Annotated in this window: 23 protein-coding genes; 5 read left to right on the top strand and 18 right to left on the bottom strand. The window is 67.5% G+C overall.

Annotated elements, in window-relative coordinates; translation table 11 throughout:
* Positions 1-6: 6 nt before the first annotated feature.
* Together RMCB_RS31465 and RMCB_RS31460 are read left to right on the top strand one after the other, a co-directional pair.
* Complete coding sequence (locus RMCB_RS31465) at positions 7-642, top strand: TetR/AcrR family transcriptional regulator (RefSeq protein WP_062831868.1); 636 nt, start codon at positions 7-9, stop codon at positions 640-642.
* A gap of 8 nt (positions 643-650) precedes the next feature.
* Positions 651-1,121: a nitroreductase family deazaflavin-dependent oxidoreductase gene (locus RMCB_RS31460; RefSeq protein ID WP_201028375.1), complete on the top strand. Its 471-nt coding sequence runs from the start codon at positions 651-653 to the stop codon at positions 1,119-1,121.
* A gap of 9 nt (positions 1,122-1,130) precedes the next feature.
* Here RMCB_RS31460 and RMCB_RS31455 read toward each other — a convergent pair whose 3' ends face one another.
* The gene (locus tag RMCB_RS31455; protein WP_029367206.1) at positions 1,131-2,330 is read right to left on the bottom strand and encodes an SPFH domain-containing protein; all 1,200 of its coding nucleotides are present in this window, start codon (positions 2,328-2,330) and stop codon (positions 1,131-1,133) included.
* A gap of 21 nt (positions 2,331-2,351) precedes the next feature.
* Positions 2,352-2,786, bottom strand: a complete 435-nt coding sequence (locus RMCB_RS31450; protein WP_062831866.1) for an NfeD family protein — start codon at positions 2,784-2,786, stop codon at positions 2,352-2,354.
* A 57-nt stretch (positions 2,787-2,843) separates the two neighbouring features.
* Here RMCB_RS31450 and RMCB_RS31445 point away from each other — a divergent pair, with 57 nt between their 5' ends.
* Positions 2,844-3,698, top strand: coding sequence for an Rv1486c family protein (locus RMCB_RS31445; protein ID WP_062831865.1), 855 nt, complete (start codon positions 2,844-2,846; stop codon positions 3,696-3,698).
* A 13-nt stretch (positions 3,699-3,711) separates the two neighbouring features.
* Here RMCB_RS31445 and RMCB_RS31440 read toward each other — a convergent pair whose 3' ends face one another.
* From RMCB_RS31440 to RMCB_RS31400, 9 genes are all read right to left on the bottom strand, one after another.
* A complete protein-coding gene (locus tag RMCB_RS31440; protein ID WP_062831864.1) occupies positions 3,712-4,719 on the bottom strand; it encodes a ferrochelatase in 1,008 nt (335 codons plus the stop codon).
* Positions 4,720-4,783: 64 nt separating this feature from the next.
* Positions 4,784-5,593: an NADH-dependent enoyl-ACP reductase InhA gene (inhA, locus tag RMCB_RS31435; RefSeq protein WP_029371262.1), complete on the bottom strand. Its 810-nt coding sequence runs from the start codon at positions 5,591-5,593 to the stop codon at positions 4,784-4,786.
* A gap of 62 nt (positions 5,594-5,655) precedes the next feature.
* Positions 5,656-6,408, bottom strand: a complete 753-nt coding sequence (gene fabG1 / locus RMCB_RS31430) for a 3-oxoacyl-ACP reductase FabG1 (RefSeq protein ID WP_165606357.1) — start codon at positions 6,406-6,408, stop codon at positions 5,656-5,658.
* Between the two features lie 157 nt (positions 6,409-6,565).
* The gene (locus tag RMCB_RS31425) at positions 6,566-7,573 is read right to left on the bottom strand and encodes a VWA domain-containing protein (RefSeq protein ID WP_029371260.1); all 1,008 of its coding nucleotides are present in this window, start codon (positions 7,571-7,573) and stop codon (positions 6,566-6,568) included.
* A 45-nt stretch (positions 7,574-7,618) separates the two neighbouring features.
* Complete coding sequence (locus RMCB_RS31420) at positions 7,619-8,566, bottom strand: DUF58 domain-containing protein (RefSeq protein WP_029371259.1); 948 nt, start codon at positions 8,564-8,566, stop codon at positions 7,619-7,621.
* Positions 8,563-9,738, bottom strand: coding sequence for a chaperone MoxR1 (moxR1, locus tag RMCB_RS31415; protein WP_062831862.1), 1,176 nt, complete (start codon positions 9,736-9,738; stop codon positions 8,563-8,565). Before moxR1 ends, RMCB_RS31420 begins: the two co-directional genes overlap by 4 nt.
* A 128-nt stretch (positions 9,739-9,866) precedes the next feature.
* Positions 9,867-10,574 carry an NlpC/P60 family peptidoglycan endopeptidase RipB gene (gene ripB, locus RMCB_RS31410; protein WP_062831861.1) on the bottom strand — a complete coding sequence of 236 codons (708 nt, stop codon included), beginning with the start codon at positions 10,572-10,574 and terminating at the stop codon, positions 9,867-9,869.
* 15 nt (positions 10,575-10,589) lie between these two features.
* Positions 10,590-12,008, bottom strand: coding sequence for an NlpC/P60 family peptidoglycan endopeptidase RipA (gene ripA, locus RMCB_RS31405; protein ID WP_062831860.1), 1,419 nt, complete (start codon positions 12,006-12,008; stop codon positions 10,590-10,592).
* 200 nt (positions 12,009-12,208) lie between these two features.
* Entirely contained in the window at positions 12,209-12,817 is a 609-nt protein-coding gene (locus RMCB_RS31400; protein WP_029371255.1) for an Rv1476 family membrane protein, read from the bottom strand.
* A gap of 219 nt (positions 12,818-13,036) precedes the next feature.
* Here RMCB_RS31400 and RMCB_RS31395 point away from each other — a divergent pair, with 219 nt between their 5' ends.
* A complete protein-coding gene (locus RMCB_RS31395; protein WP_029371254.1) occupies positions 13,037-15,865 on the top strand; it encodes an aconitate hydratase in 2,829 nt (942 codons plus the stop codon).
* A gap of 64 nt (positions 15,866-15,929) precedes the next feature.
* A complete protein-coding gene (locus RMCB_RS31390; RefSeq protein ID WP_062831859.1) occupies positions 15,930-16,514 on the top strand; it encodes a TetR/AcrR family transcriptional regulator in 585 nt (194 codons plus the stop codon).
* A 28-nt stretch (positions 16,515-16,542) separates the two neighbouring features.
* Here RMCB_RS31390 and RMCB_RS31385 read toward each other — a convergent pair whose 3' ends face one another.
* The 7 genes from RMCB_RS31385 to RMCB_RS31355 form a co-directional block, all read right to left on the bottom strand.
* Entirely contained in the window at positions 16,543-16,737 is a 195-nt protein-coding gene (locus RMCB_RS31385) for a helix-turn-helix domain-containing protein (protein WP_029371250.1), read from the bottom strand.
* Between the two features lie 125 nt (positions 16,738-16,862).
* Positions 16,863-18,491: an ABC-F family ATP-binding cassette domain-containing protein gene (locus tag RMCB_RS31380; protein ID WP_062831858.1), complete on the bottom strand. Its 1,629-nt coding sequence runs from the start codon at positions 18,489-18,491 to the stop codon at positions 16,863-16,865.
* A gap of 77 nt (positions 18,492-18,568) precedes the next feature.
* Positions 18,569-19,399, bottom strand: coding sequence for an enoyl-CoA hydratase (locus RMCB_RS31375; RefSeq protein ID WP_062831857.1), 831 nt, complete (start codon positions 19,397-19,399; stop codon positions 18,569-18,571).
* A 52-nt stretch (positions 19,400-19,451) separates the two neighbouring features.
* Positions 19,452-19,817: a thioredoxin gene (trxA, locus tag RMCB_RS31370; RefSeq protein ID WP_029371246.1), complete on the bottom strand. Its 366-nt coding sequence runs from the start codon at positions 19,815-19,817 to the stop codon at positions 19,452-19,454.
* A 45-nt stretch (positions 19,818-19,862) separates the two neighbouring features.
* Positions 19,863-20,960: an oxidoreductase gene (locus RMCB_RS31365; RefSeq protein ID WP_407662159.1), complete on the bottom strand. Its 1,098-nt coding sequence runs from the start codon at positions 20,958-20,960 to the stop codon at positions 19,863-19,865.
* Positions 20,961-20,999: 39 nt separating this feature from the next.
* Positions 21,000-21,899, bottom strand: coding sequence for a bifunctional helix-turn-helix transcriptional regulator/GNAT family N-acetyltransferase (locus RMCB_RS31360; protein WP_062831855.1), 900 nt, complete (start codon positions 21,897-21,899; stop codon positions 21,000-21,002).
* A gap of 59 nt (positions 21,900-21,958) precedes the next feature.
* Positions 21,959-22,657, bottom strand: coding sequence for a DUF8548 family protein (locus RMCB_RS31355; protein WP_062831854.1), 699 nt, complete (start codon positions 22,655-22,657; stop codon positions 21,959-21,961).
* Positions 22,658-22,666: the final 9 nt, after the last annotated feature.

Genomic DNA, 22,666 nt, shown 5'->3' with positions numbered 1-22,666 from the left:
GTAAACATGAGTTCACTTGTCGCAGATGACCGGACTGCGCGGGCACGCATTCGCGACGAGGCCCTGAAGCTGTTCGCCGAACGCGGCGCCGACGCGGTCACCATGCGCGACATCGCCGGGGCCGCAGGCGTGTCCCCCGCTCTGCTGGTGCGGCACTACGGGTCCAAGGACGGGCTGGTGACAGCCGTCGACGATCACGTCGTGGCCACTTTGGAGGCACTGCTCACCGAAGCGACGGGCCGGCCCTCCGAGGACACCCTCGGACCGTCCGCGGTGCCGACCCTGGTGGATTCCCTGGCCTCGCACCTGCCGCCCGATTCGCCCATTCCGGCGTACCTGAGCAGGCTGCTGACGACGGGCGGCACCGTCGGGTCGGCAGTCTTTGCCCGGCTCTACGGGATCAGCCGAACCGCTCTCGACGCCATGGTCGCCGGCGGTGTCGCCGACGCCGGAGCGGATCCCGCCGTGCGTGCCGCGGTGCTGATGGCCAATGACCTCGCCGTCCTGATGTTGCGACCCCGCCTCACCGAAGTGCTGGGCGTCGACCCGCTGGCACCCGGCGGGATGACGCGTTGGGCGGCAGAGGTTCTCGCGATCTACCGCAACGGACTGCGAGCCGGACCTGAAGGACAAACGCCGTGACCGCCAACATGTTCGCCGATCTCGGCGCCCGCATCCTGCGCAACCGCCGGCTCGTGCGCGCCCCGATCTGGATCTACCGGCTGCGCGCCGGAGCACTGCTCGGCTCGCGGGTACTGATGCTCGAACACATCGGCCGCACATCGGGCCGAGCGCGCTACGTCGTCCTCGAAGTCATCGACCACCCTGCCCCCGACCGCTACGTCGTAGCCTCCGGGTTCGGCGCAAAAGCCCAGTGGTTCCGCAACATTCGCGCCAATGCTGCGGTCCGTGTGTGGATCGGCAGCCACCCGCCCAGGCCCGCGGTGGCACACGTGCTCGATCAGGCGAGCATCGACCAGGTACTCACCGCCTACCGGCTGCGCCGCCCCAAGGCCTGGGAACAGTTCAAGCCGATCCTGGAAGAGACGCTCGGCCAACCGATCACCGACACCGACGCCCCGCTGCCGATGGTCGAGCTGCGCCTGCGGTCCCCGGCCTGACGACCTCGGTCAGGCGCGGTGCGCGCCGCCGGGCAACCCGCCCTGCGGATACGGCCCGTCCAACGACGGTGCCGGTGGGACGGCCGTCGGAGCACCCAGCGGCGGTGTCGTCGCGCGGGCTTCGGCCTCAGCCTTGGCGACCGCCTGCGCGATGGCCGGATCGGTATCGGTCGAGAACCACTCGGCGACCTCGTCGCTGTCGTCCTCGGGCTTCGGCAGATCCTCGTCCACCGGGGTCGGCGTGTACCGGAACACCCCGTCCTCTCCCGGCGCGCCCAGCATCTTGGTGAAACCCTGTAGCGCCGAACCGAAATCGCTCGGCACGATCCACACCTTGTTCGCCTCGCCCTTCGCCATCTGGGGCAGGGTCTGCAGATACTGATACGCCAGCATCTCCGGGGTCGGACGGCCCGCCTTGATGGCCGCGAACGTCTTCTCGATCGCCTTGGCCTGGCCCTGCGCCTGCAGGTACTGGGCGGCGCGCTCGCCCTGGGCCCGCAGCATCCGGGACTGCCGGTCGGCCTCGGCGGCCAGGATCGCGGCCTGCTTGGCACCTTCGGCGGCCAGGATCTGCGACTGCTTCTGGCCCTCGGCCTGCTTGATCGACGACTCCCGCACGCCCTCGGCCGTCAGGATCATGGCCCGCTTGTCGCGGTCGGCCTTCATCTGCTTCTCCATCGACTCCTGGATGGACGGCGGCGGGTCGATGCTGCGCAGCTCGACACGCGCCACCCGCAGACCCCAGCGGCCGGTGGCCTCGTCGAGCACACCGCGCAGCTGCGCGTTGATGGAATCACGCGAGGTCAGCGTCTGCTCCAGCGTCATACCGCCGACCACGTTGCGCAGCGTGGTGGTGGTCAACTGCTCGACACCGACGATGTAGTTGCTGATCTGGTACACCGCGGCCTGCGGATTGGTCACCTGGAAGTAGACGACCGTGTCGATGTTCAGCGTGAGGTTGTCCTCGGTGATCACCGGCTGCGGCGGGAAGGACACGACCCGCTCACGCAGGTCGACACGGGCCCGGATCCGGTCGATGAACGGCACCAGCAGGGTCAGCTGGCCGCTGACCGTGCGGCTGTAGCGACCCAGCCGCTCGATGACCGCCGCCTCGGCCTGTGGAATCAGCGCGACGGACTTCGCCACCACGATGATGGCGAACACCACCAACACCGCCAGGAAGACCAACCCGGCTATAGCACCGTCCATTTGGCAGACCCCTTCGTCGTTTTACAGTGACCTGAACACCACTGCGGTCGCACCGTCGATCTTGACGACGGTCACGTGATCACCCGGTTCGAACACATCGTCGTCGTTGAGTGGCCTGGCCGTCCAGACCTCGCCATCGAGTTTGACCTGGCCTTCGTGCCGCGCCACCCTGTCCAGGACCAGCGCCGACTTGCCTTCCAGCGCCTGAACCGGGTCCGGGAGGCCATGCCCGCTGAGCATCCGCCTGCGCAGCGCGGGCCGTACCAGCGCCAGCAGCAGGACCGAAACCACGAGGAAAACCGCGCCGTCGGCCCATACCGGCCAGTCCAGCAACGCGCTGGAAGCCGTGGCCGCCAGCGCTCCGCCGGCCAGCATGAGCAGGAACATGTCGCCGGTCAGCGCCTCAGCCCCGGCCAGCCCCAGCGCCACGATGAGCCAGATCAGCCACATAGGCATGCATCCACCCTAGCGAATACCGCCGTTACGGCGACCGACTATTACACTGCCAGCATCATGTGGTGTCCAAGTGCAACGCTGTCGGTGTGGGCCAATGCCTGGCTCGCGGGTGCCGCCGCGCCCGACGACGTTCTCGACGCGTTATCCCAATGGGCTCCAACGCATTCTGTGACCGCCTACGACTCGTCGGCGGCGGTCCGCACGGGCCTGCCCTGGCCCGAGTTGGAGGACTCCGGTTCGGTGTCGCTGCTGCAGACGCTGCGCACCGCCGCCGGCCGCTCGGTACGGACCCCCACCATCACGGTTGCCCAGCCGATTCCCGGTGACGTGCGCGGCCTGCCGGCGGGCACCCAGTTCCAACGCGACGCCGTGACCGTCGGCGAGGCCGTCATCGTCAGCCACGACGAATTGCCCGGCGTGGGCCTGGTCCCCGAGTTCGAGTACTTCGAATTCGATGAGACAGAAGACGATTCGATGTTCGACCCGGAGCCGCGCGCGTTGTCCTGGACGGTGTACTCGGTCCCGACGCTGCCGCCGCCCGAGCAGTTCGAGCTGGGCACCGCCGAGTACGAACTGCGTTCCGCCGTGCGCTCGGCCGCCGAGACGCTGGGCGCCCTGCGGTCCGGGGCAGGCATGGAGGTCGAGGATCCGCGCGGCATGGTCGAGCAGATCCTGGACGCCACGCGACTGCACCGCCTCCCCGACCATGCGCCCAGCCGGGCCATCCGGGTCCTGGAAACCGCCGCGCACGTCGACGCGATCGTCACGGTGAGCGCCGGGCTGACGCCGATCGGGCTGCAGACCTCCTCGGAAGTGCAGCTGGCCGGCGACACGCTGCGCCCGCTGAACCAAGTGGTGCGAGCGGCAAGACTGGCGGCACTCGGCGCCATCATGCAGTCCGCGTGGCGCTGAACCCGGAGCGGGCCTAGCCCGCGCTGACGGGGCAGTGCGGCGAACAGGGCACGCCGTCGATGCTCAATCCGTATCCCGGCGCCGGATCAGGCCCAGCCACCCGCAACGGCTCGGTCCCGTCGCGCAGCTCGGCGATCAGCCCCGCAGCCAACTTGGCGTAGCGCCGGTCGGCATTCGGCGTGGCGGCGCGGGCCAGCGCGATGCCCGCAGCCTCGGCCTGCAGCCGCAGTTCGTGGTCGAGATCCCACACCACCTCGATGTGATCGGCGACGAAGCCGATGGGACACACCGCGACGGCCTTGACGCCGCGCTCTTCCAGAGCCGAAAGATGATCGCCGACATCGGGTTCCAGCCACGGCACCTGCGGGGGCCCGGAGCGGGACTGCCACACCAGGTCGTAGGAATCGATGCCTGCCGCGGCCGCGACGAGCCGCGCGGCGTAGGCCACCTGGCTGCTGTAGAGCCGGGGCCCGTACCGTTCGTCAGCGGCGATCGGGATGGAGTGTGCGGTGAATACGACGCGCGCGTCACCGGGCAGCGAGGCCGCAGCCTTCGTGACCGCCTCGGCGTACATCTCCACGAACAGCGGATGATCGAAATACTGTCGCAGCTTCACCAATTGCGGCGCGTCGGGGCCGGCCGCGGCCCGAGCCCGAGCGATGTCCTCGACATACTGCCTGCAGCTCGAGTAGCCGCCCCACGCCGACGTGGTGAACACCGCGGCACGCCGAATACCGTTGTCGCGCATGGTGGCGACGGCGTCCTCGACAAAGGGATGCCAGTTGCGATTGCCGAAATACACCGGCAGATCGGGCATCTCGGCCCGCAGCTGCTCGATCAGCGCACGATTGATCCCGTTGATCGGTGACACGCCACCGAAATGCAAGTAGTGCTCGGCGACCTCATCGAGCCGCTCCGGCGGGATGTTGCGCCCGCGGGTGACATTCTCCAGAAATGGCCGCACCTGCTCAGGGCCCTCGGGCCCGCCGAAGGACAGCAGCAACAGGGCATCAAAATCCATCACAGCTGTCCGTTCTTCGCGCGAGCGCTCATCAATAGCTGTCGGTTCTTCGCGCGAGCGCTCATCACAGCAACTGGGTGTGAGCTCCACCGTCGGCGTAGACCACGGTGCCGGTGGTGGCAGGCAGCCAGTCCGACAGCAGGGCGCACACCGTCTTGGCGACCGGCGTCGGATCCTTCATGTCCCAGCCGACAGGAGCGCGCTGATCCCAGCCCTCTTCCAGCAGCCGCATCTGGTCGCCGGCCTCGGCGCCCAGCGCCCCGCCGACGATGGCGCTCATCGCGAGCGTGCGGATGGGCCCGGCGGCAACGAGATTGGAGCGGACCCCGAACGGGCCGGCCTCGCGGGCGACGAATCGGTTGACCGATTCCAGTGCGCTCTTGGCGACGGTCATCCAGTTGTAGGCGGGCATCGCGCGGGTCGGATCGAAATCCATGCCGACGATGCTGCCGCCGCGATTCATGATCGGCAGCGTCGCCTTGGCCAGCGAGGCGTATGAGTAGGCCGAGATGTGGATGCCCTTGGCGACGTCCTCGTACGGCGCGTCGAAGAACGGGTTGATGCCCATGCCCGACTGGGGCATGAAGCCGATCGAATGCACAACGCCGTCAAGCTTGTTGCCCTCACCGATGACGCCGGTGATCCGCTCGGCGAGGCTGTCGAGGTGCTCGGTGTTCTGCACGTCGAGTTCCAGCAGCGGAGCCGGGTTGGGCAGCCGGTCGGCGATGCGCTGGATCAGCTTCATCCGATCGAAACCGGTCAGCACCAGCTCGGCCCCGGCCTCCTGGGCCGCCTTGGCGATGTGGAACGCGATGGACGAATCGGTGATGATCCCGGTGACCAGGATCCGCTTGCCTTCGAGCAAACCTGCCATGAGTGCGACTCCTTCTTGGGCGAAAAGTTGAGCGAAAGTTCTAGTACGCCAAAGGCTTTGGCTCAGTGGCCCATGCCCATGCCGCCGTCGACCGGGATCACGGCGCCTGCGATGTAGCCGGCGTCCTCGGAGGCCAGGAAGCTGACGGCACCGGCGACATCCTCGGCCGTGCCGACCCGCTTGGCGGGGATGAATTCCAGCGCGCCGGCCTGGATCCGCTCATCGAGGGCGCGGGTCATCTCGGTGTCGATGTAGCCGGGGGCGACGACGTTCGCGGTGACCCCGGCCTTGGACAGTTCACGGGAGATCGAGCGGGCCATGCCGATCAGACCGGCCTTGGCGGCCGCATAGTTGGCCTGGTTGCCGATACCCCACATGCCCGAAACCGAGCCGATGAAGATGATCCGGCCGAAACGCTTGCGCTGCATGCTGCGCGAGGCGCGCTGAGCCACCCGGAACGCACCGGTCAGGTTCGCATCGATGACCTCGGTGAAGCGGTCTTCCGTCATCCGCATGAGGAACGCATCCTTGGAGATGCCCGCGTTGGAGACGAGCACCTCGACCGGGCCCTGATGCTCCTCGACTTCCTTGAAGGCGCGGTCCACGGCGTCGTTGTCGGTGACGTCACACACGACACCGAAAAGCCCGTCCGGCGCGCCCGACCCGCGGTGGGTTACGGCCACCTTGTGCCCGTCGGCGGCCAGTCGCTGCGCGATCGCCAGACCGATGCCGCGGTTGCCACCGGTGACCAGAACCGAGCGGGAAACGAACGCGGGACGGCCTGGGGTGGTCTCGGTGCCGGCTTCAGCGGAAATCTCATCGCTCCTCACGTCCGCAGAAATCTCTTTGCTCCTCACGTCCGCAGAAATCTGATCGCTCCTCACGTCCGCAGTCATGCTGGTCAACTTAACGCCTCGGTCATCGTTCGCCGAAATCGACACCGGAGCCGGTGCACGAGCGTTCGCAGTTCACCTAGCTGGGCAGGCGGCGGTTGATCAGCAGCCCGGCCAGCGCCGCGAGCGCAAGCACCAAAGCCCCCAGCCGCAACCAGCCCAGGCTGGCATCGCCCTTGATGGTCTCGTAGCCGATCTGCTGCTGCAGCGACGTGAAGACCGCCTTGAGCTGTTCCAGGTTGGCCGCATTGAACGCGTCTCCACCGGAGAGCTGCGCGATCTTCTTCAGCGTCTCGTCGTCGACCGGCACCGGCTGGCGCTGATCGTTGATCTCGACATAGCCGTACGGGGTGCCGAAGGACACCGTGGAAATGGGAACGCCCTGATCCTTGGCGGTGCGGGCCGCGGTGTAGGCGCCCTTGGGGTTGTCGGGGTTCGACGGCACCGTTTCCTTACCGTCGGACATCAGCACGATCCGCGCCGGCGGCGGCTCGTCGCCACCGCCGATCACCGCACCCACCGTCGCGATCGCCTGCAGGGCGGTGAAGATGCCCTCGCCGGTCGCGGTCCGGTCGGCGAGCTGCAGCTTGTCCAGCGCGTTCTTGGTCGCGTCGCGGTTGGTGGTCGGCTGGACCAGCACGGTCGCGGTGCCCGCATAGGCGATAAGACCGAGATTGATGCCGGGCGTGAGCTGGTCGGCGAACTGCTTGGCGGCCTCCTGGGCCGCGGCCAGCCTGCTCGGTGCCACGTCGGTGGCCCGCATGGACTGCGAGACGTCGATCACCAGCATCACCACCGCACGGTTGCGCGGGATCCGCACATCGTGGGTCGGGCCCGCCATCGCCACCGTGAACAGCAGCAGCGAGACCACCAGCAGGATCGCGGGCACATGCCGCCAGCGGGTCGGCTGCTTGGGCGCCACGCTCTCCAGCAGCTCCATGTTGGCGAACCGCAGGATCCGCTGCTGACGCGCCCGCTGCACGATGACGTACAGCGCGGCAAGGGCCGCCACCACGAACAGGAACAGGAACCACCACGCGTGCGCGAAGCCTGACAGGCTGATCGGCCCGAGTATCGGTAATGTCATGTGCTAGTTGTCATTTCAGTGTCGATGGTCGTCACCCTGAGTCGCCTACCGGCCGGCCAGCGCGCCCCGGCGGCGGTTCGCCACGAACCGCACCACATCGGCGATCCAGTCTCGGTCGGTGCGCAGGCTCAGCAGCGGGGCATCGCAGCGGCGCAGGGTCCGGGCCACTTCCTCGCGATGTGCCGCGGCGGCTTGTTCGAAATCGCTGCGCAGTTGAGCGTCGATGGTGAACTCCCGCGTGACGCCGGTTTCGGTGTCCTGCAGGATCACGTCCCCGACCTCGGGCAGCTCGACGTCACGTGGATCGAGCACCTCGATGCCCAGTACCTCGTGACGGCCTGCGATGGCGCGCAGCGGGCGCATCCAGTTGATCGGCCCCAGGAAGTCGCTGATGATCACGGCCATGCCGCGTCGCCGTTCCGGCCTGCGCAACGCGTCGATGGCTGCGGCCAGATCGCCCCGCACGCCGGTGGGCGCCTTCGGCATCGTGGCGATGGCGCGCAGCATCTCCTGCTCGTGCATGCGGCCCGACAGCGCCGGGACGCGCCGGACCGTTTCGCCGTTGGCGATGATCGCGCCGATCCGGTTGCCACCACCGCTGTTGAGGAACGTGATGGCCGCAGCCGCGGCGACGGCGAGGTCACGCTTCTCGCAGCCCGCGGTGCCGAAGTCGAGGCTGGCCGACACGTCGACCACCAGCCAGGTCTCCAGCTCGCGGTCCGCGATCATCTGCCGGACGTGGGGCATCGTGGTTCGCGCCGTCACCGACCAGTCCATCCGGCGCACATCGTCGCCGGGTTGGTAGATCCGCGACTCCCCCGGCTCCGAACCTGGGCCGGGGATCAGGCCCAGGTGGTCGCCGTGCAAGACGCCGTCGAGCTTGCGGCGGACCGTCAGCTCGAGCTTGCGCAGGGCCGCCGACAGCGCGGGGTCACGGATCTCGCCGCGCTGCAGCGACGGGAGGTCGACTGAGCGGCGGCCCGGACCCGTCACCGACCCGCGGCCGCGGCGGCAGCGGCGGGCACCGCGGGCTGAACCGAATGCCCTTGCTGCGGAAGGGCATTCACCTGCGGCAGGGCCACCGTCTGCAGGATGCGGTTGACCACGGTCTCCGACGAGATCTCATCGGCGAGCGCGTCGTAGGTGAGCACCAGCCGGTGCCGCAACACATCGGGGATGACCTCGACGACGTCCTGTGGGATGACGTAGTCGCGGCCGCGCACCAGCGCCAGCGCCCGCGCGGCTGCGATGATGCCCAGCGAGGCACGTGGCGAGGCGCCGTAGGCGATCCACGCCTTCGCGTCGGGCATGCCGAACTTCTCCGGCTCACGCGTCGCGGTGACGATGCGCACCACGTAGTCCACCAGCGCGTGATGCACGAACGTGTTGGCCGCGACATCCTGCAGGCGCAGCAGGTCGCCGGTGTTGAGAATCTGCTTGGGCTCCGGGGGCTTGACGCCCATCCGGTAGATGATCTCGCGCTCTTCCTCCGGCGACGGATAGTCGACGTTGAGCTTGAACAGGAAGCGGTCGCGCTGCGCCTCGGGCAGCTGGTACACGCCCTCCTGCTCGATCGGGTTCTGGGTGGCCATGACCAAGAACGGGCTGGGCAGCGGGAAGGTCTTGCCGCCGATGGAGATCTTGCGCTCGGCCATCACCTCGAGCAGTGCCGACTGCACCTTGGCAGGCGCGCGGTTGATCTCGTCGGCGAGCAGGAAGTTGACCACCACGGGGCCGAGCTCGATGTCGAAGTCTTCCTTGCCCTGGCGGTAGATGCGGGTACCGATGATGTCGGTGGGCACCAGGTCGGGGGTGAACTGGATGCGGGCGAACGTGCCGCCGACCACCTTGGCGAACGTCTCCACGGCCAGGGTCTTGGCGACGCCGGGAACACCTTCGAGCAACACATGGCCCTTGGCGAGCAGGCCGACCAGCATGCGCTCGACCAGCTGGTCCTGGCCGACGATGATGCGCTTGACCTCGAAGATTGCCCGCTCGAGGGTATGCACCTCACCCTGCAGGCCGCCGTTGTTCGACGCCGGGGCGGCGTGCGCGCCGGGCTGCGGAGCAGCGGGCGCAGCCGGGGAGCCGGGGGGATAGCCCGGCGCCGGGCTCGAGCCGGGGTAACCTCCGGCGCCCTGCGGCGGTCCACTCGGTGACGTCATCAACTTCCTCCCACGGTGTTCATCTGCAAACGCATCAATGCCAATAGCCGGGCAGCCGGGTGCCCTCGGTCAACTATTCCAGGCACTTCGGAATCCGTCGACGCTGCCCGGAAGAGTTCAGGTTCCGCTCAGGATTCGATGATGCGGGACAGATGGGGCGACATACCCGCGGTCCGCACCGGGCTGACGGTGACCTTCCCTGCGCTGCCGGACGCCTCCAGCATCTTCCCACCACCGAGATAGATGGCGACGTGCTGGCTACCGCCCGGGCCGTAGAAGATCAGATCGCCACGCTTGGCCTGCGACGGCGGGATCGCGCGGCCGGTGTTGAACTGGTCGCCCGAGTACTTGGGGATCTGAACGCCCACGCCGGCGAAGGCGTAGCGGGTCAGGCCCGAGCAGTCGAAGCCGATCTTCCCGGCGTCGTAGTCGACCCCGGGACCGGGCCCGGTCAGCGTGCCACCGCCCCATGAATAGGGCACGCCCATCTGGCTGCCTGCGCGGCGGATGACGTATTCGATGGCCTGCGGGCCCCGCACCGCGCCTGCGGGCAGCGGCGACGCCGCAGCCGTCTTCGGTGCCAGGCCGATGCTCTGCAGGAACTGCTGACCGAGGCTCTGAGTGGTCTGCAGCGCGATCTGGCTGACCTGGAAGGAGGCGTTGGCGATCGCGACCGGGTCGCCGGGGGCGCCGGAGCTGACCACCTTGGGCAGCGTCGGATCCCAGGCGCCGTCGTCGGGTGCGGCCGCGGCAGGCCATGCGCCCCCGACGGCGAGCGCGAGCGCGACCGCCGTCGATGCCAGGATCCTGGTGGGGCGAAATGACTTGGAGCGCAATGCAATCCCTACGTTTCAGTACTCGATGTAGCGGACGACGTACGGCGTCATGCCGCTGGTGCGAACGGGTGAGACTTTGACCGTCGACCCGGTGTACGGCGCTTCGAGCATCTGGCCGTTGCCGAGGTAGAGGGTGACGTGCTGAGCGCCGCCGGGTCCGTAGAAGATGACGTCACCGCGGCGCATCTGCGAGGACGGGATCTTGCGGCCTGCGTTGTACTGCGACCCCGAGTAGTGCGGCAGCTTGATGCCGACGCCGGCGAATGCGTACAGGATCAGACCCGAGCAGTCGAAACCGACGGTGTCGGCACCGGAGTCGATTCCCCGGCTGGGGCCTGCGGCGGTTCCGCCACCCCATGAATAGGGAACGCCCAACTGCGACATCGCGCGCTGGATGACGTACTCGGAGGCCTGCCGCCCATAGACCCGGGGAATGGCGCCGTTGGTGTAGCCCGTCGGCGTGGGCAGAATGCCCAGCTTCTGCAGGAAGCTACGGCCCATGTTCTGGGTGACCTGCGCCGACGTCGACGAGATGCCCAGCACCGTGTTGATGATCGCGATCGGATCGCCCTGCACGAACGCGCTCGGGATCGCGGGCAGCGTGGGGTCCCACTGGCTGTCCCAATTTGCGGGACGCTGCCCCGCCGCCCCGGGGGCGCGGTCCCAGTTGCCCGGATTCGCCTGCGGAAGTGTCGAGGCGGGCGCCCCGCCTGCCGGTGCCGACATGGGCCGCGCCTGGTCGAGTTTGGCCTGGGCTGCGGCGCGTTGCGCCGTGAGCTGCTGCAGCTGGTCGCGCTGGGTGCCGAAGGTCTGCTGAGCGTCCTTGAGCGCTGACACTGCCGAATCCTGGCTGGCCTGGGCGTCGCGGGCAGCCTGGTCGGCCTTCTGCTTGGCCAGCCGTGCGGTCGATTCCCGGTTCACCTGTTCGGTGCGGGCCCGCTGCAGGTCGGCCATGACTTGATCGGAGCTGACGGCCAGAGTCTGGCTGGTGGCGGCCGCGTCGATCATGTCGGCGGGGTCGGTCGCGGTCAGGTACGAGCTCGACGGGCCGTTGACGTAGCTGGCCGCGGCAAAGGTGTCGAAGCGCTTCTGTGCGGCGGCGATGGCGGCGTTGGCGTCGGCGATGCCCTGCTGACTGGCAGACACCTCGCGGTTGGCCGCGTCGGCGGCATCGCGGGCATCCTGCACCGCGACGATCGCCTTGTTGACGGTTTCCTGCTGGGTCTGGATGGCGGCACCCAGCTCTTGCAGTTTCTGGTTCGCATTGGCCACCGCGGCAACGAGAGTCGCTACATCCTCCGGGCCGCCCGGCTCGGCGACCGCCGCCGGGACACCGCCGGCCAGTGCCGTGGCGACCAGCATCCCGGTCGCCAGCAGTACGGCGCAGATGCGGCCGTACAACTGCGACCTAGAGGCGCGAAGGGAGCGTCTCATGCGACTCAAGTCTCCTTGGGCTCAACGACGGCGTACCGGCAGGTTTGCTCGCAGCCTTTGCGCAGAAGTCACACAAAGCACAACTACAACAATGGGTACCGATTGCACCGTACGTCACATGAGAAGCTAAAGAAACTTTAGTCACAAATTACAGATATGTAATTGCGAATAGTGTGACCGTTTAGTGATATTCGAGGAATTTACGAACTAATGTTCGATGGATCGGCGGACTCACGTTCGGGGGCCGTCGGGGCGCCCGACGCCGCGGCGCGTTTGCCACGAACCTGCAGGACGCGGGTGATGACGGCGGCTGCGGCCACCCCTAGCGTCAACACGATCGTCAGGGTTGTCCACGGGAAAATCGGAGTCGTTATCTGATCGACGAAATTCCGTGCCGACTGCACCGGGTTGCCCGTCTTGGCAACGTCTTGTCCCGCCTCCAAAGTGACGCGATCTATCGACTCGCTGTAGGTGCCGGCAAATGACGGACTGATGGCCAGCACTGTCGACCCGGGATTGGCCTGACCGACCTCGGTGGCGATGTCCCGCAGCGGGGTGTCGATGAACGGATTCTTCGGCACCACGATCACCTTGAGGTCGACGCCCGCCTGGCGCGCGTCGCTGACCACCTGGCGAAGCTCCGGCACGTCGGCGGCAGGTGCGCTCACCCCGTCGTCGGCAACGTCGGCCTGCACGGCCGCCATGCATTGCGCAACGCCGTCAGGTTGCGCCGGGCTCATTCCCACGGTGTCGCACACTTCGACCGGGATGAAGGCAGGCAAAAACGGGATGACGTGCGGTCCAGTCACAGGGGCACGGTACGCCGTGTCGCTGAGTCGCCGAGCAGCGACACGGCCGTGGCGCCCGCCGCGGGGACGGATGACCGAATCCGGACGTCCGGGTAGCACCGGGGAAGCAACAAGAGAAGACTGTTACGCGCCCTGCGGCGCATTGCAGGACAAGCGTACTGTTAACATCGGAACGCCGCCGACACAGCCCGTCGGGGCGAGAACAAGCCGGGAGTTGATGTGAGCAGCGAGAATACGGAAAATTCGTCCCTTAACTCATTTGGTGCCCGCGACACGCTGACGGTCGGGGACCAGAGCTACGAGATCTATCGCCTGGACGCGGTACCCGGTACCGAAAAGCTGCCGTACAGCCTCAAGGTGCTCGCCGAGAACCTGTTGCGCACCGAGGACGGCGCCAACATCACCAAGGAGCACATCGAGGCCATCGCCAACTGGGATCCCTCCGCCGAGCCGAGCATCGAGATCCAGTTCACCCCGGCCCGTGTGCTGATGCAGGACTTCACCGGCGTGCCGTGCATCGTCGACCTGGCCACCATGCGCGAGGCGGTGGCCGCGCTCGGCGGCGACCCGAACAAGGTCAATCCGCTCTCCCCCGCCGAGATGGTCATCGACCACTCCGTCATCCTCGATGTCTTCGGCAACGCAGGCGCCTTCGAGCGCAACGTCGAACTCGAATACGAGCGCAACTCCGAGCGCTACCAGTTCCTGCGCTGGGGCCAGGGCGCGTTCGACGACTTCAAGGTCGTCCCCCCGGGCACCGGAATCGTGCACCAGGTCAACATCGAGTACCTGGCCCGCGTCGTCATGGTCCGTGATGGCAAGGCCTACCCCGACACCTGTGTGGGCACCGACAGCCACACCACCATGGAGAACGGCCTGGGCGTGCTGGGCTGGGGCGTCGGCGGTATCGAGGCCGAGGCCGCCATGCTGGGCCAGCCCGTCTCGATGCTCATCCCCCGCGTCGTCGGCTTCAAGCTGACCGGTGAGATCAAGCCCGGTGTCACCGCCACCGACGTCGTGCTCACCGTCACCGACATGCTGCGCAAGCACGGTGTGGTCGGCAAGTTCGTCGAGTTCTACGGCAAGGGCGTGGCCGAGGTGCCGCTGGCCAACCGCGCCACCCTGGGCAACATGAGCCCCGAATTCGGTTCCACCGCAGCGATCTTCCCGATCGACGAGGAGACCATCAACTACCTGCGGCTGACCGGGCGCAGCGAGCAGCAGCTCGCGCTCGTCGAGGCTTATGCCAAGGCCCAGGGCATGTGGCACAACCCCGATCACGAGCCTGCGTTCTCCGAATACCTTGAGCTGGACCTGTCGACCGTCGTGCCGTCGATCTCGGGTCCCAAGCGCCCGCAGGACCGCATCGAGCTGTCGGACGCCAAGAACGCGTTCCGCAAGGACATCCACAACTACGTCGAGGAGAACCTGCCGGTCGAGCACACCAAGCTCGACGAGGCCATCGAGGAGTCGTTCCCGGCCTCCGATCCGGCCAAGCTGACCTTCGCCGACGACGGCGCCGTGGACGTGCGTCCGTCGGCGGCCAACGGTTCCGAGGGCCGGCCCTCCAAGCCGATCACGGTCACGTCCGAAGAGCGCGGCGAGTTCGTGCTCGACCACGGCGCCGTGGTGGTCGCGGGCATCACCTCGTGCACCAACACCTCCAACCCGTCGGTGATGTTGGGTGCGGCCCTGCTCGCCAAGAAGGCCGTCGAGAAGGGCCTGACCACCAAGCCGTGGGTGAAGACCAACATGGCGCCGGGATCCCAGGTGGTCACCGACTACTACAACAAGGCCGGTCTGTGGCCGTACCTGGAGAAGCTCGGTTACTTCCTCGGCGGCTACGGCTGCACCACGTGCATCGGCAACACCGGGCCGCTGCCCGACGAGATCTCCAAGGCCATCAACGACAACGACTTGTCGGTGACCGCGGTGCTCTCCGGTAACCGCAACTTCGAGGGCCGCATCTCCCCCGACGTCAAGATGAACTACCTGGCGTCCCCGCCGCTGGTGATCGCCTACGGCATCGCCGGCACCATGGACTTCGACTTCGAGACCGACCCGCTGGGCCAGGACCAGGACGGAAACGACGTCTTCCTCAAGGACATCTGGCCGTCGGCCCAGGAAATCGAGGAGACCATCGCGTCGTCGATCAACCGGGAAATGTTCACCGACTCCTACGCCGACGTGTTCAAGGGCGACGACCGCTGGCGCTCGCTGGCCACCCCGGAGGGCGACACCTTCGCGTGGGACGACGCTTCGACCTACGTGCGCAAGGCCCCGTACTTCGACGGCATGCCGGCCGAGCCTGAGCCGGTAAGCGACATCAAGGGTGCCAGAGTCCTTGCCCTGCTGGGTGATTCGGTGACCACCGACCACATCAGCCCGGCCGGCTCGATCAAGCCGGGCACCCCGGCGGCCCAGTACCTCGATGCCAATGGCGTTGAGCGCAAGGACTACAACTCGCTGGGCTCCCGACGCGGCAACCACGAGGTGATGATCCGCGGCACCTTCGCCAACATCCGGCTGCGCAACCAGCTGCTCGACGATGTCTCCGGCGGTTACACGCGTGACTTCACCCAGCCGGGTGGCCCGCAGGCGTTCATCTACGACGCGTCGGTCAACTACAAGAACGCCGGCATCCCGCTGGTCGTCTTGGGCGGCAAGGAGTATGGCTCCGGCTCGTCGCGTGACTGGGCGGCCAAGGGCACGGTGCTGCTCGGCGTCAAGGCCGTCATCACCGAATCCTTCGAGCGCATCCACCGCTCCAACCTGATCGGCATGGGCGTCATCCCGCTGCAGTTCCCGGCGGGCGAGTCGGCGGCCAGCCTGAAGCTGGACGGCACCGAGGTCTACGACATCACCGGCATCGAAGCGCTCAACGAGGGCAAGACGCCGAAGACCGTGCACGTGACGGCCACCAAGGACGACGGCTCGAAGGTCGAATTCGACGCCGTCGTGCGCATCGACACGCCCGGTGAGGCGGACTACTACCGCAACGGCGGCATCCTGCAGTACGTGCTGCGCAACATGCTGAAGTCGAAGTAGTCCTGGCCGGGACAACCAAATCAGCTATGGCGCTAGGACAGGCGCCTGTGCGAGGAGTGAACCAGTGCCCCGGGTGACCGACGACCATCTGGCAGCTCGCCGCCGCCAGATTCTCGACGGCGCCCGGCGCTGCTTCGCTCAGTACGGGTACGAGAGTGCGACCGTGCGGCGGCTCGAACAGACCATCGGGCTGTCGCGCGGCGCAATCTTCCATCACTTCAAGGACAAGGACACCTTGTTCTTCGAACTGGCCCGCGAGGACGCCGAGCGGATGGCCGACGTGGCCGCCCGCGAGGGCCTGATCCAGGTGATGCGTAACATGCTGGCCGCGCCCGAGCAGTTCGACTGGCTCGCCACGCGGCTGGAGATCGCCCGAAAGCTACGTAACGACCCGGCATTTCACCAGGGCTGGGCAGAACGGTCGGCCGAGCTGTCCGCCGCCACCACTGAACGGTTGCGGCGGCAGAAGCAAGCCGGACGGCTGCGTGACGACGTCCCGAGCGCGGTTCTGCACATCTACCTGGACCTGGTGCTCGACGGCCTGGTGGCGCGGCTGGCCTCCGGCGAGGACCCCAAAAATCTCAGTGCGGTCCTCGACCTCGTGGAAGCGTCGGTGCGGCAACAACGCCCGCCTTCAGCCGATCACTGAAACCGGCTGCGCCGCAACGGCTCTGCGCTCAGGCCCGGGCTCGGGTGCGGTGATTGGGCCCACCCCTGCTGCGCATGGTGGTGCCCGATTCGCGCAGCAGGCTGTGTATCGAACCGTAAGACCGACCGGTCGTCGCAACCAGCGAGCGGATGCTGGCGCCCCTCTCGTAGGCGCTACGCAACTCGGTCAGCAATTCGTCCCGGGTCTTGTTGGTTTCCTTCATCGACATCTCCCCGCTGTGGATGTCCCGACGGTTACCCAGACTAGAAACAGCTCACACGTCGGCGGGCGAAATTGGCCAACGTCTTAGGATTTGGCGTAAATCCAGTTTTGGCGAGTGCAAGAAACTCACGCCAGCTCGATGAGGTCGCGGTACTCCGCCGACCAGAAATCCTCGGTACCGTCGGGCAGCAGCACCACGCGCTGCGGGTCGAGCGCCTCGGCCGCGCCAGGATCGTGGGTGACCAACACCACCGCGCCCTGATAACTGCGCAACGCATCGAGCACCTGCTCCCGCGACGCCGGGTCGAGGTTGTTGGTCGGCTCATCGAGCAGCAGCACATTGGCGGTCGAGGCGACCAGGCCGGCCAGCGCCAGGCGGGTCTTCTCGCCGCCGGACAGCGTTCCGGCCGGCTGCTCGAGCTGCGGGCCGGTGAACATGAAGGCGCCCAACAGACCTCGCAGATCCTGCTCCCCCGTGTCCGGCGCCGCGTGCCGGATGTTCTCCCACACCGTGGCGTGATCGTCGAGGGTGTCGTGTTCCTGTGCGAAGTAGCCGAGTTTGAGTCCGTGGCCCGGCTCGAGCACGCCCGCATCGGGTGTTTCCGCCCCCGCCAGCAGACGCAGCAGGGTCGTCTTGCCCGCACCGTTGAGTCCGAGCACCACCACCCGCGATCCGCGGTCGATGGCCAGGTCGACACCGGTGAAGATCTCCAGCGACCCGTAGGTCTTGGTCAGCCCCTTGGCCACCAGCGGCGTCTTGCCACACGGCGCCGGGCTCGGAAATTTGATCCGGGCCACCTTGTCGGCAACCCGTTCGGCGTCCAGCTCGGCGATCATCCGCTCGGCTCGACGCAACATGTTCTGCGCGGCAACGGCTTTCGTGGCCTTGGCGCCCATCTTGGCGGCCTGGGCACGCAAAGCGCCTGCCTTCTTCTCCGCGTTGGCACGTTCCCGACGGCGGCGCTGCTCATCGGTCGCGCGGGCGTCGAGGTATTTCTGCCAGCCCATGTTGTAGACATCGGCCTCGCCGCGCACCGCGTCCAGGAACCACACGCGGTTGACGACGTCGGCCAGCAGCTCGACGTTGTGGCTGATGACCACCAGGCCACCGGAATGGTTCTGCAGGAAGGTCCGCAGCCACCCGATCGAGTCGGCGTCGAGGTGGTTGGTGGGTTCGTCCAGCAGCAACGTGGTGGCCGAACCCGAACCCGTGTCAGACGCCGCGAACAGAATGCGGGCCAGCTCCACCCGGCGGCGCTGACCACCCGAGAGAGTCCGCAGCGGCTGGGTCAGGATACGGTCGGGCAACGCCAGGCTCGCGCAGATACGACCCGCTTCGCTCTCGGCCGCATATCCACCGAGTGCGGCGAAGCGCTCTTCCAGCTGACCGTACTTCCGCACCGCCTTGTCCCGGGCGGCGTCGTCGGCCACCTCGGCCATCAGCGCCTGCTGCTTCTCCAGATCGGCCAGCAAGGTGTCCAGGCCACGCGCCGAGAGGACCCGGTCACGCGCCAGTACGTCGAGGTTGCCTTCCCGGGGATCCTGTGGCAGGTACCCGATTTCGCCGGTACGGGTGACGGTGCCGGCATACGGCTCGCCCTCACCGGCGAGAATCCGCATGGTGGTGGTCTTGCCCGCGCCGTTGCGGCCGACCAAACCGATCCGGTCGCCAGGCTGGATCCGCAGCGCCGAACCTTCGATGGACAGCAGTGTGCGCGCGCCGGCGCGGACCTCCAGGTCCGTTGCGGTGATCACGCTACTGCCTCCCTGCCTGTCGTCTCATGTGTCGTCGGTGTTTATCGGTTCCTCGCGCAAGCGCTCGTCCGTGCTCGTCAGCGCTCGTCGGTGAACACCGCAGGGCGACCCTCCACACGCGCAGCCACCGCTTCCTCGAAGTTCGCGGTGAGCAGGCGCACGAAGAGTTGCCCGAGGCCTTCGGCCTGCATATGCCCCTCAAGGCTAGCGGCGTCCAGTCCACTCCAAAGTGTCCGCTTGGTCAACTCGATTCCCGGCCTGGAGAACGCCGCCATGCCCTCGGCCATCGTGTAACAGGCTTCCAGCAGGTCGTCCCCGGGAACCGACCGCGACACCAGACCGATGCGCTGGGCCTCCTCGGCGTCGACGTCGCGGCCGGTCAGCATGATCTCGAAGGCCCGCGAAGCGCCTATGGCCCGGGGCAGCAGATAGGAGAGGCCCAACTCACTGGCAGTCAGCCCGTTGTTGATACCGGCCGCGCGGAAGTACGCGCCCTCGGCGGCCACTCGGATGTCGCAGGCCAGCGCCAGACACAGACCCCCACCGATCGCAGCCCCGTTCACCGCCGCGATGACGGGCTGATGCAGCCGCCGCAGCCCGAGAATGACCTCGTCGAGTACTTCCATCGACCGCAGCGCGAACGTAGGCCTGGTCAGGCCTTCCACGTGCGGTACCGACCCGGCGGACTTGTGGTCAGCACCCGAAGAGAACCCCCGCCCGGCGCCGGTCAGGACCACGACCCGCACCGAGTTGTCATAGCGGAGCTCTTCGAGCGTCTGCCTGAGCGGAACCATGACGTCGAACGCCATCGAGTTCATCCGCTCGGGCCGGTTCAAGGTCACCAGGGCGACACCCGGCCGCGGATGGTCGATAAGGACGAACTGATTGGGCTCTGTCACGCACAGCACGCTATCGCGTGCCCGGCCGCCTGGGCGCGCAGCAACCCCGGATCAGATCGGGTCAGACCTGCTTGCCGTCGCCTTGCGCGGCGATCGCAGCGTCGACGTCGAAATCCTTGACCTTCTGTACCAGGTCCTCGAGTGCTGCGGGCGGCAGAGCGCCGGCCTGGTTGAACACCAGCTTGCCCTTCTTGAAGGCCATCAGCGTCGGGATGGACCGGATCTCGGCAGCGGCCGCCAGTGATTGCTCGGCCTCGGTGTCGACCTTGGCGAATACCACGTCGGGGTGCTTCTCCGATGCGGCCTTGAAGGTCGGCGCGAACGCACGACACGGCCCGCACCACGACGCCCAGAAGTCCACCAGCACGATCTCGTTGTCGGCAATGGTGGCGTTGAACTGTTCTGCGGTGATGTCTTGCGTGCTCACGACTTTCCTAACGTTGCGGTGCGGCGGGCTGTTCCCAGCCTATGGTCAATGCAAGCCGGCCAGTGCGGTTTCAGCGTGGTAGCCGCCGAAGCCGTCGAGCGTGTCGTCGCGCAACCGGTTCACCCAGCCCGGGTCGGCCAGCAACGCCCGCCCGATGGCCACGATGTCGAACTCGCCTGCGGCGAACTGCTCGAGCACCCGGTCCACCGGAGCCGGGGTGATCACATCTCCATCGGCCCGGCCTGGCTTGAATTCGGTGGCCAGCCCCACGGAGCCTACGCCGATGACCGGGATGCCGGTGATCTGCTTGACCCAGCCCGCGAGGCTGCGCGTGGAGCCCGGGAACGCCGGCACGTAATGCCTGCGGGTCGACGGGTGCAGGATGTCCACGCCCGCGTTCACCAGCGGTGTCAACACCGCCTCCAACTCAGCCGGGTCGGCGGCAATGTGTGCGTCGTAGGCGTTGGCCTTCCACTGCGAGAACCGATAGATGATCGGGAACTCCGGACCGACAGCGTCGCGTACCGCGGTGATCACCTCGACCGGGAACCGGGTGCGCGCGACGATCGAGCCGCCGTACCCGTCGGTGCGCTGATTTGTTCTCTCCCACAGGAATTCGTCGAGAAGATAGCCGTGCGCACCGTGCAGCTCGACGGCGTCGAACCCGGCATTCTTCGCGTTGCGGGCCGCCTCGGCGAAACCGGCGGCCACGCCGGCCAGTTCGTCGGCGCGCAAGGCGCGCCCTTTGGCCTCGCCGAGGGAGTTGATGCCTGACGGACTGACCGGGACGAGCCCGTCACGGTCATCGCGCTCAGCGCCTTGATGCCACAGCTGGGCGGCGATGGTTGAGCCGTGAGCGTGTACGGCGTCGGTGACCGCTCGCCAGCCGGCCAGCACCTCCGGACCGGCCAGGGTCGGGATGTTGAACGGCCAGCCGGCCACGGGATCGGGCAACCGCACGCCCTCGGTGATGATCAAGCCGACCCCGCCGGCGGCGCGGCGCGCGTAGTACGCCGCGACGTCGGGCCCCGGGACGCCTTCCGGCGACGCGCGACGGGTCATCGGGGCCATGGCAAACCGGTTGGGGACGGTCAGGGACCCGACGGTGATCGGGCTGAACAACTCTGGGTGTGGCTGATTCACATGCCGAACCAACATCGGGTGGCGCGCGGGGATTCCGTTTTACTCACCGCGAGCCTGGGTGGGTAGCGGCTTCTCGAACCAGTGATCGGCGTAGACCTCGCCGCTGAACGGTTCGACTTCCCGATATCCGCAGCTGCGGTACATCCGCTGCGCCTCGATCAACACCGCGTTGGTGTCCAGCCGCATGAGCCGGGCGCCGTGAGCCTGGGCGTGTGACTCCAGGGCCGTGAGGATGCGCCGGCCCAAGCCCAGGCCGCGGGCGCTCGGAGCGACCCACATCCGCTTGACCAGCGCGACCGCGTCCGGATACCAGATCACCGCACCGCACCCCACCGGCCTGCCGTGCAGCGAGGCGACGAGCAGCAACCCCGCCGGCGGCGTCATCTCGGCGTCGGCGACCGGACTGACCGCCGGGTCGTAGCCGCCGGTGAACCGCTCGGCCAGTTCGGCGTAATAGGTCGCCAGACAGTACCGAGCGTCGGGATGCCCCGGGTCGCACACGTCGACCTGGACCGCTGACAGCGTGAGTAGCCTCTCGACCTGGGCCATCGCCGTCACCAGCCGGTCCTGCTGACTGTCGGTCAGTGTCCGCAGCACGGCGGCTGCCGCATCGTCGGAGTGCTCGTTGAGCCTGTCGAGCTCCCGGCGCCCGGCGTCGGTGAGCTGCGCGGTACGCACGCGCCCGTCTGCGTCACTGGGCGCAACCGTGACAAGCCCTTCCCGCTGCAGAGCCCGCAGGAGCCGGCTCAGGTAACCCGAATCCAACCCGAGCCGCTCCCGCAGGTCCCGCACGTCGCATCCGCCCGTCCCGATCTCCCACAGCAGCCGGTCTTGTCCGAGGGATCGCCCGCTGGCCAGGAAGTTCTCGTTGAGCACTCCCGCGCTGCGGGTGACGACCCGGTTGAACCTACGGACCTGCGCGACCATCTCCACGGACATATCTCTGACTTTAGTCAGACAACTGCCGCGCACGACGAACTTTCGCCAGGACGAACGGCCTAAGCGGTGGACGGCAGCTCGCGCCGGCCCGGGCGTGCCGACTCGAACCGCCAGATCGCATGGTGCAACGCCGTGGCATCCCAGCCGGCTTCGTCAGCTACGGCCTGCAGGAGCGCAGCCACGTCATCGCCGTGCGCCGCACCGAGTTCGCGATACACGTAACCGGCGACGCCCGGATCCGCGGTGACCCCGGGCTGTTGCGCGAGGAGCACGAGATAACGCCACGTGAAACCTGACCGCTGCCCCGGCACCGCACACCACGCCGCCTTGGCCTGAGCGCCACGCCCATCGTCCTCGACGACGGCACGTAGATCCGCGGTGGTGCGAACCCCTAGGTCGACGAGCGCCTGTGAGACCTCGACGAGCGCTGCTGACCGCAGCGGCGCTCCCTTGGCCGTCGACGTCGGACGGCGATTGCCGATCGCGGCTGCCCACTGCAGCGGACCGCCGAGCTCCTCGACATTCGCGAGGAGTTCCGGCGCGCCATCGGTGTCGGCGTTGCCGCCCTGGGCCGCCCGGTAGGCGCGGTAGCGCTCAACCACCTTCTCGACTGTCAGGTGGCGCGTCCCGGTCACGTAGATCGCGTCAATGATGCACAGCGCCAACGCATCTGGATATCCGAATGGACCCGGCCAATCGGCCGGATCGCCGAGATCGCGTTCGCACGCAGCCCGCAACCGCTCGACGTCAGTGTTCATTTCGATGCC

It is taken from the genome of Mycolicibacterium brisbanense, assembly GCF_001570425.1.
GTDB classification, from domain to species: domain Bacteria; phylum Actinomycetota; class Actinomycetes; order Mycobacteriales; family Mycobacteriaceae; genus Mycobacterium; species Mycobacterium brisbanense.
The sequence above is the reverse complement of the archived record's forward strand: the minus strand, read 5'-3'. Positions and strand labels throughout refer to the sequence as shown.

What these genes read in the sequence shown, in the direction of transcription:
- RMCB_RS31465 (WP_062831868.1), top strand. Translation starts at nt 7, where the DNA reads ATGAGTTCACTTGTCGCAGATGACCGGACTGCGCGGGCACGCATTCGC.
- RMCB_RS31460 (WP_201028375.1), top strand. Translation starts at nt 651, where the DNA reads ATGTTCGCCGATCTCGGCGCCCGCATCCTGCGCAACCGCCGGCTCGTG.
- RMCB_RS31455 (WP_029367206.1), bottom strand. Translation starts at nt 2,330, where the DNA reads ATGGACGGTGCTATAGCCGGGTTGGTCTTCCTGGCGGTGTTGGTGGTG.
- RMCB_RS31450 (WP_062831866.1), bottom strand. Translation starts at nt 2,786, where the DNA reads ATGCCTATGTGGCTGATCTGGCTCATCGTGGCGCTGGGGCTGGCCGGG.
- RMCB_RS31445 (WP_062831865.1), top strand. Translation starts at nt 2,844, where the DNA reads ATGTGGTGTCCAAGTGCAACGCTGTCGGTGTGGGCCAATGCCTGGCTC.
- RMCB_RS31440 (WP_062831864.1), bottom strand. Translation starts at nt 4,719, where the DNA reads ATGGATTTTGATGCCCTGTTGCTGCTGTCCTTCGGCGGGCCCGAGGGC.
- inhA (WP_029371262.1), bottom strand. Translation starts at nt 5,593, where the DNA reads ATGGCAGGTTTGCTCGAAGGCAAGCGGATCCTGGTCACCGGGATCATC.
- RMCB_RS31425 (WP_029371260.1), bottom strand. Translation starts at nt 7,573, where the DNA reads ATGACATTACCGATACTCGGGCCGATCAGCCTGTCAGGCTTCGCGCAC.
- moxR1 (WP_062831862.1), bottom strand. Translation starts at nt 9,738, where the DNA reads ATGACGTCACCGAGTGGACCGCCGCAGGGCGCCGGAGGTTACCCCGGC.
- ripA (WP_062831860.1), bottom strand. Translation starts at nt 12,008, where the DNA reads ATGAGACGCTCCCTTCGCGCCTCTAGGTCGCAGTTGTACGGCCGCATC.
- RMCB_RS31385 (WP_029371250.1), bottom strand. Translation starts at nt 16,737, where the DNA reads ATGAAGGAAACCAACAAGACCCGGGACGAATTGCTGACCGAGTTGCGT.
- RMCB_RS31360 (WP_062831855.1), bottom strand. Translation starts at nt 21,899, where the DNA reads ATGTCCGTGGAGATGGTCGCGCAGGTCCGTAGGTTCAACCGGGTCGTC.
- RMCB_RS31355 (WP_062831854.1), bottom strand. Translation starts at nt 22,657, where the DNA reads ATGAACACTGACGTCGAGCGGTTGCGGGCTGCGTGCGAACGCGATCTC.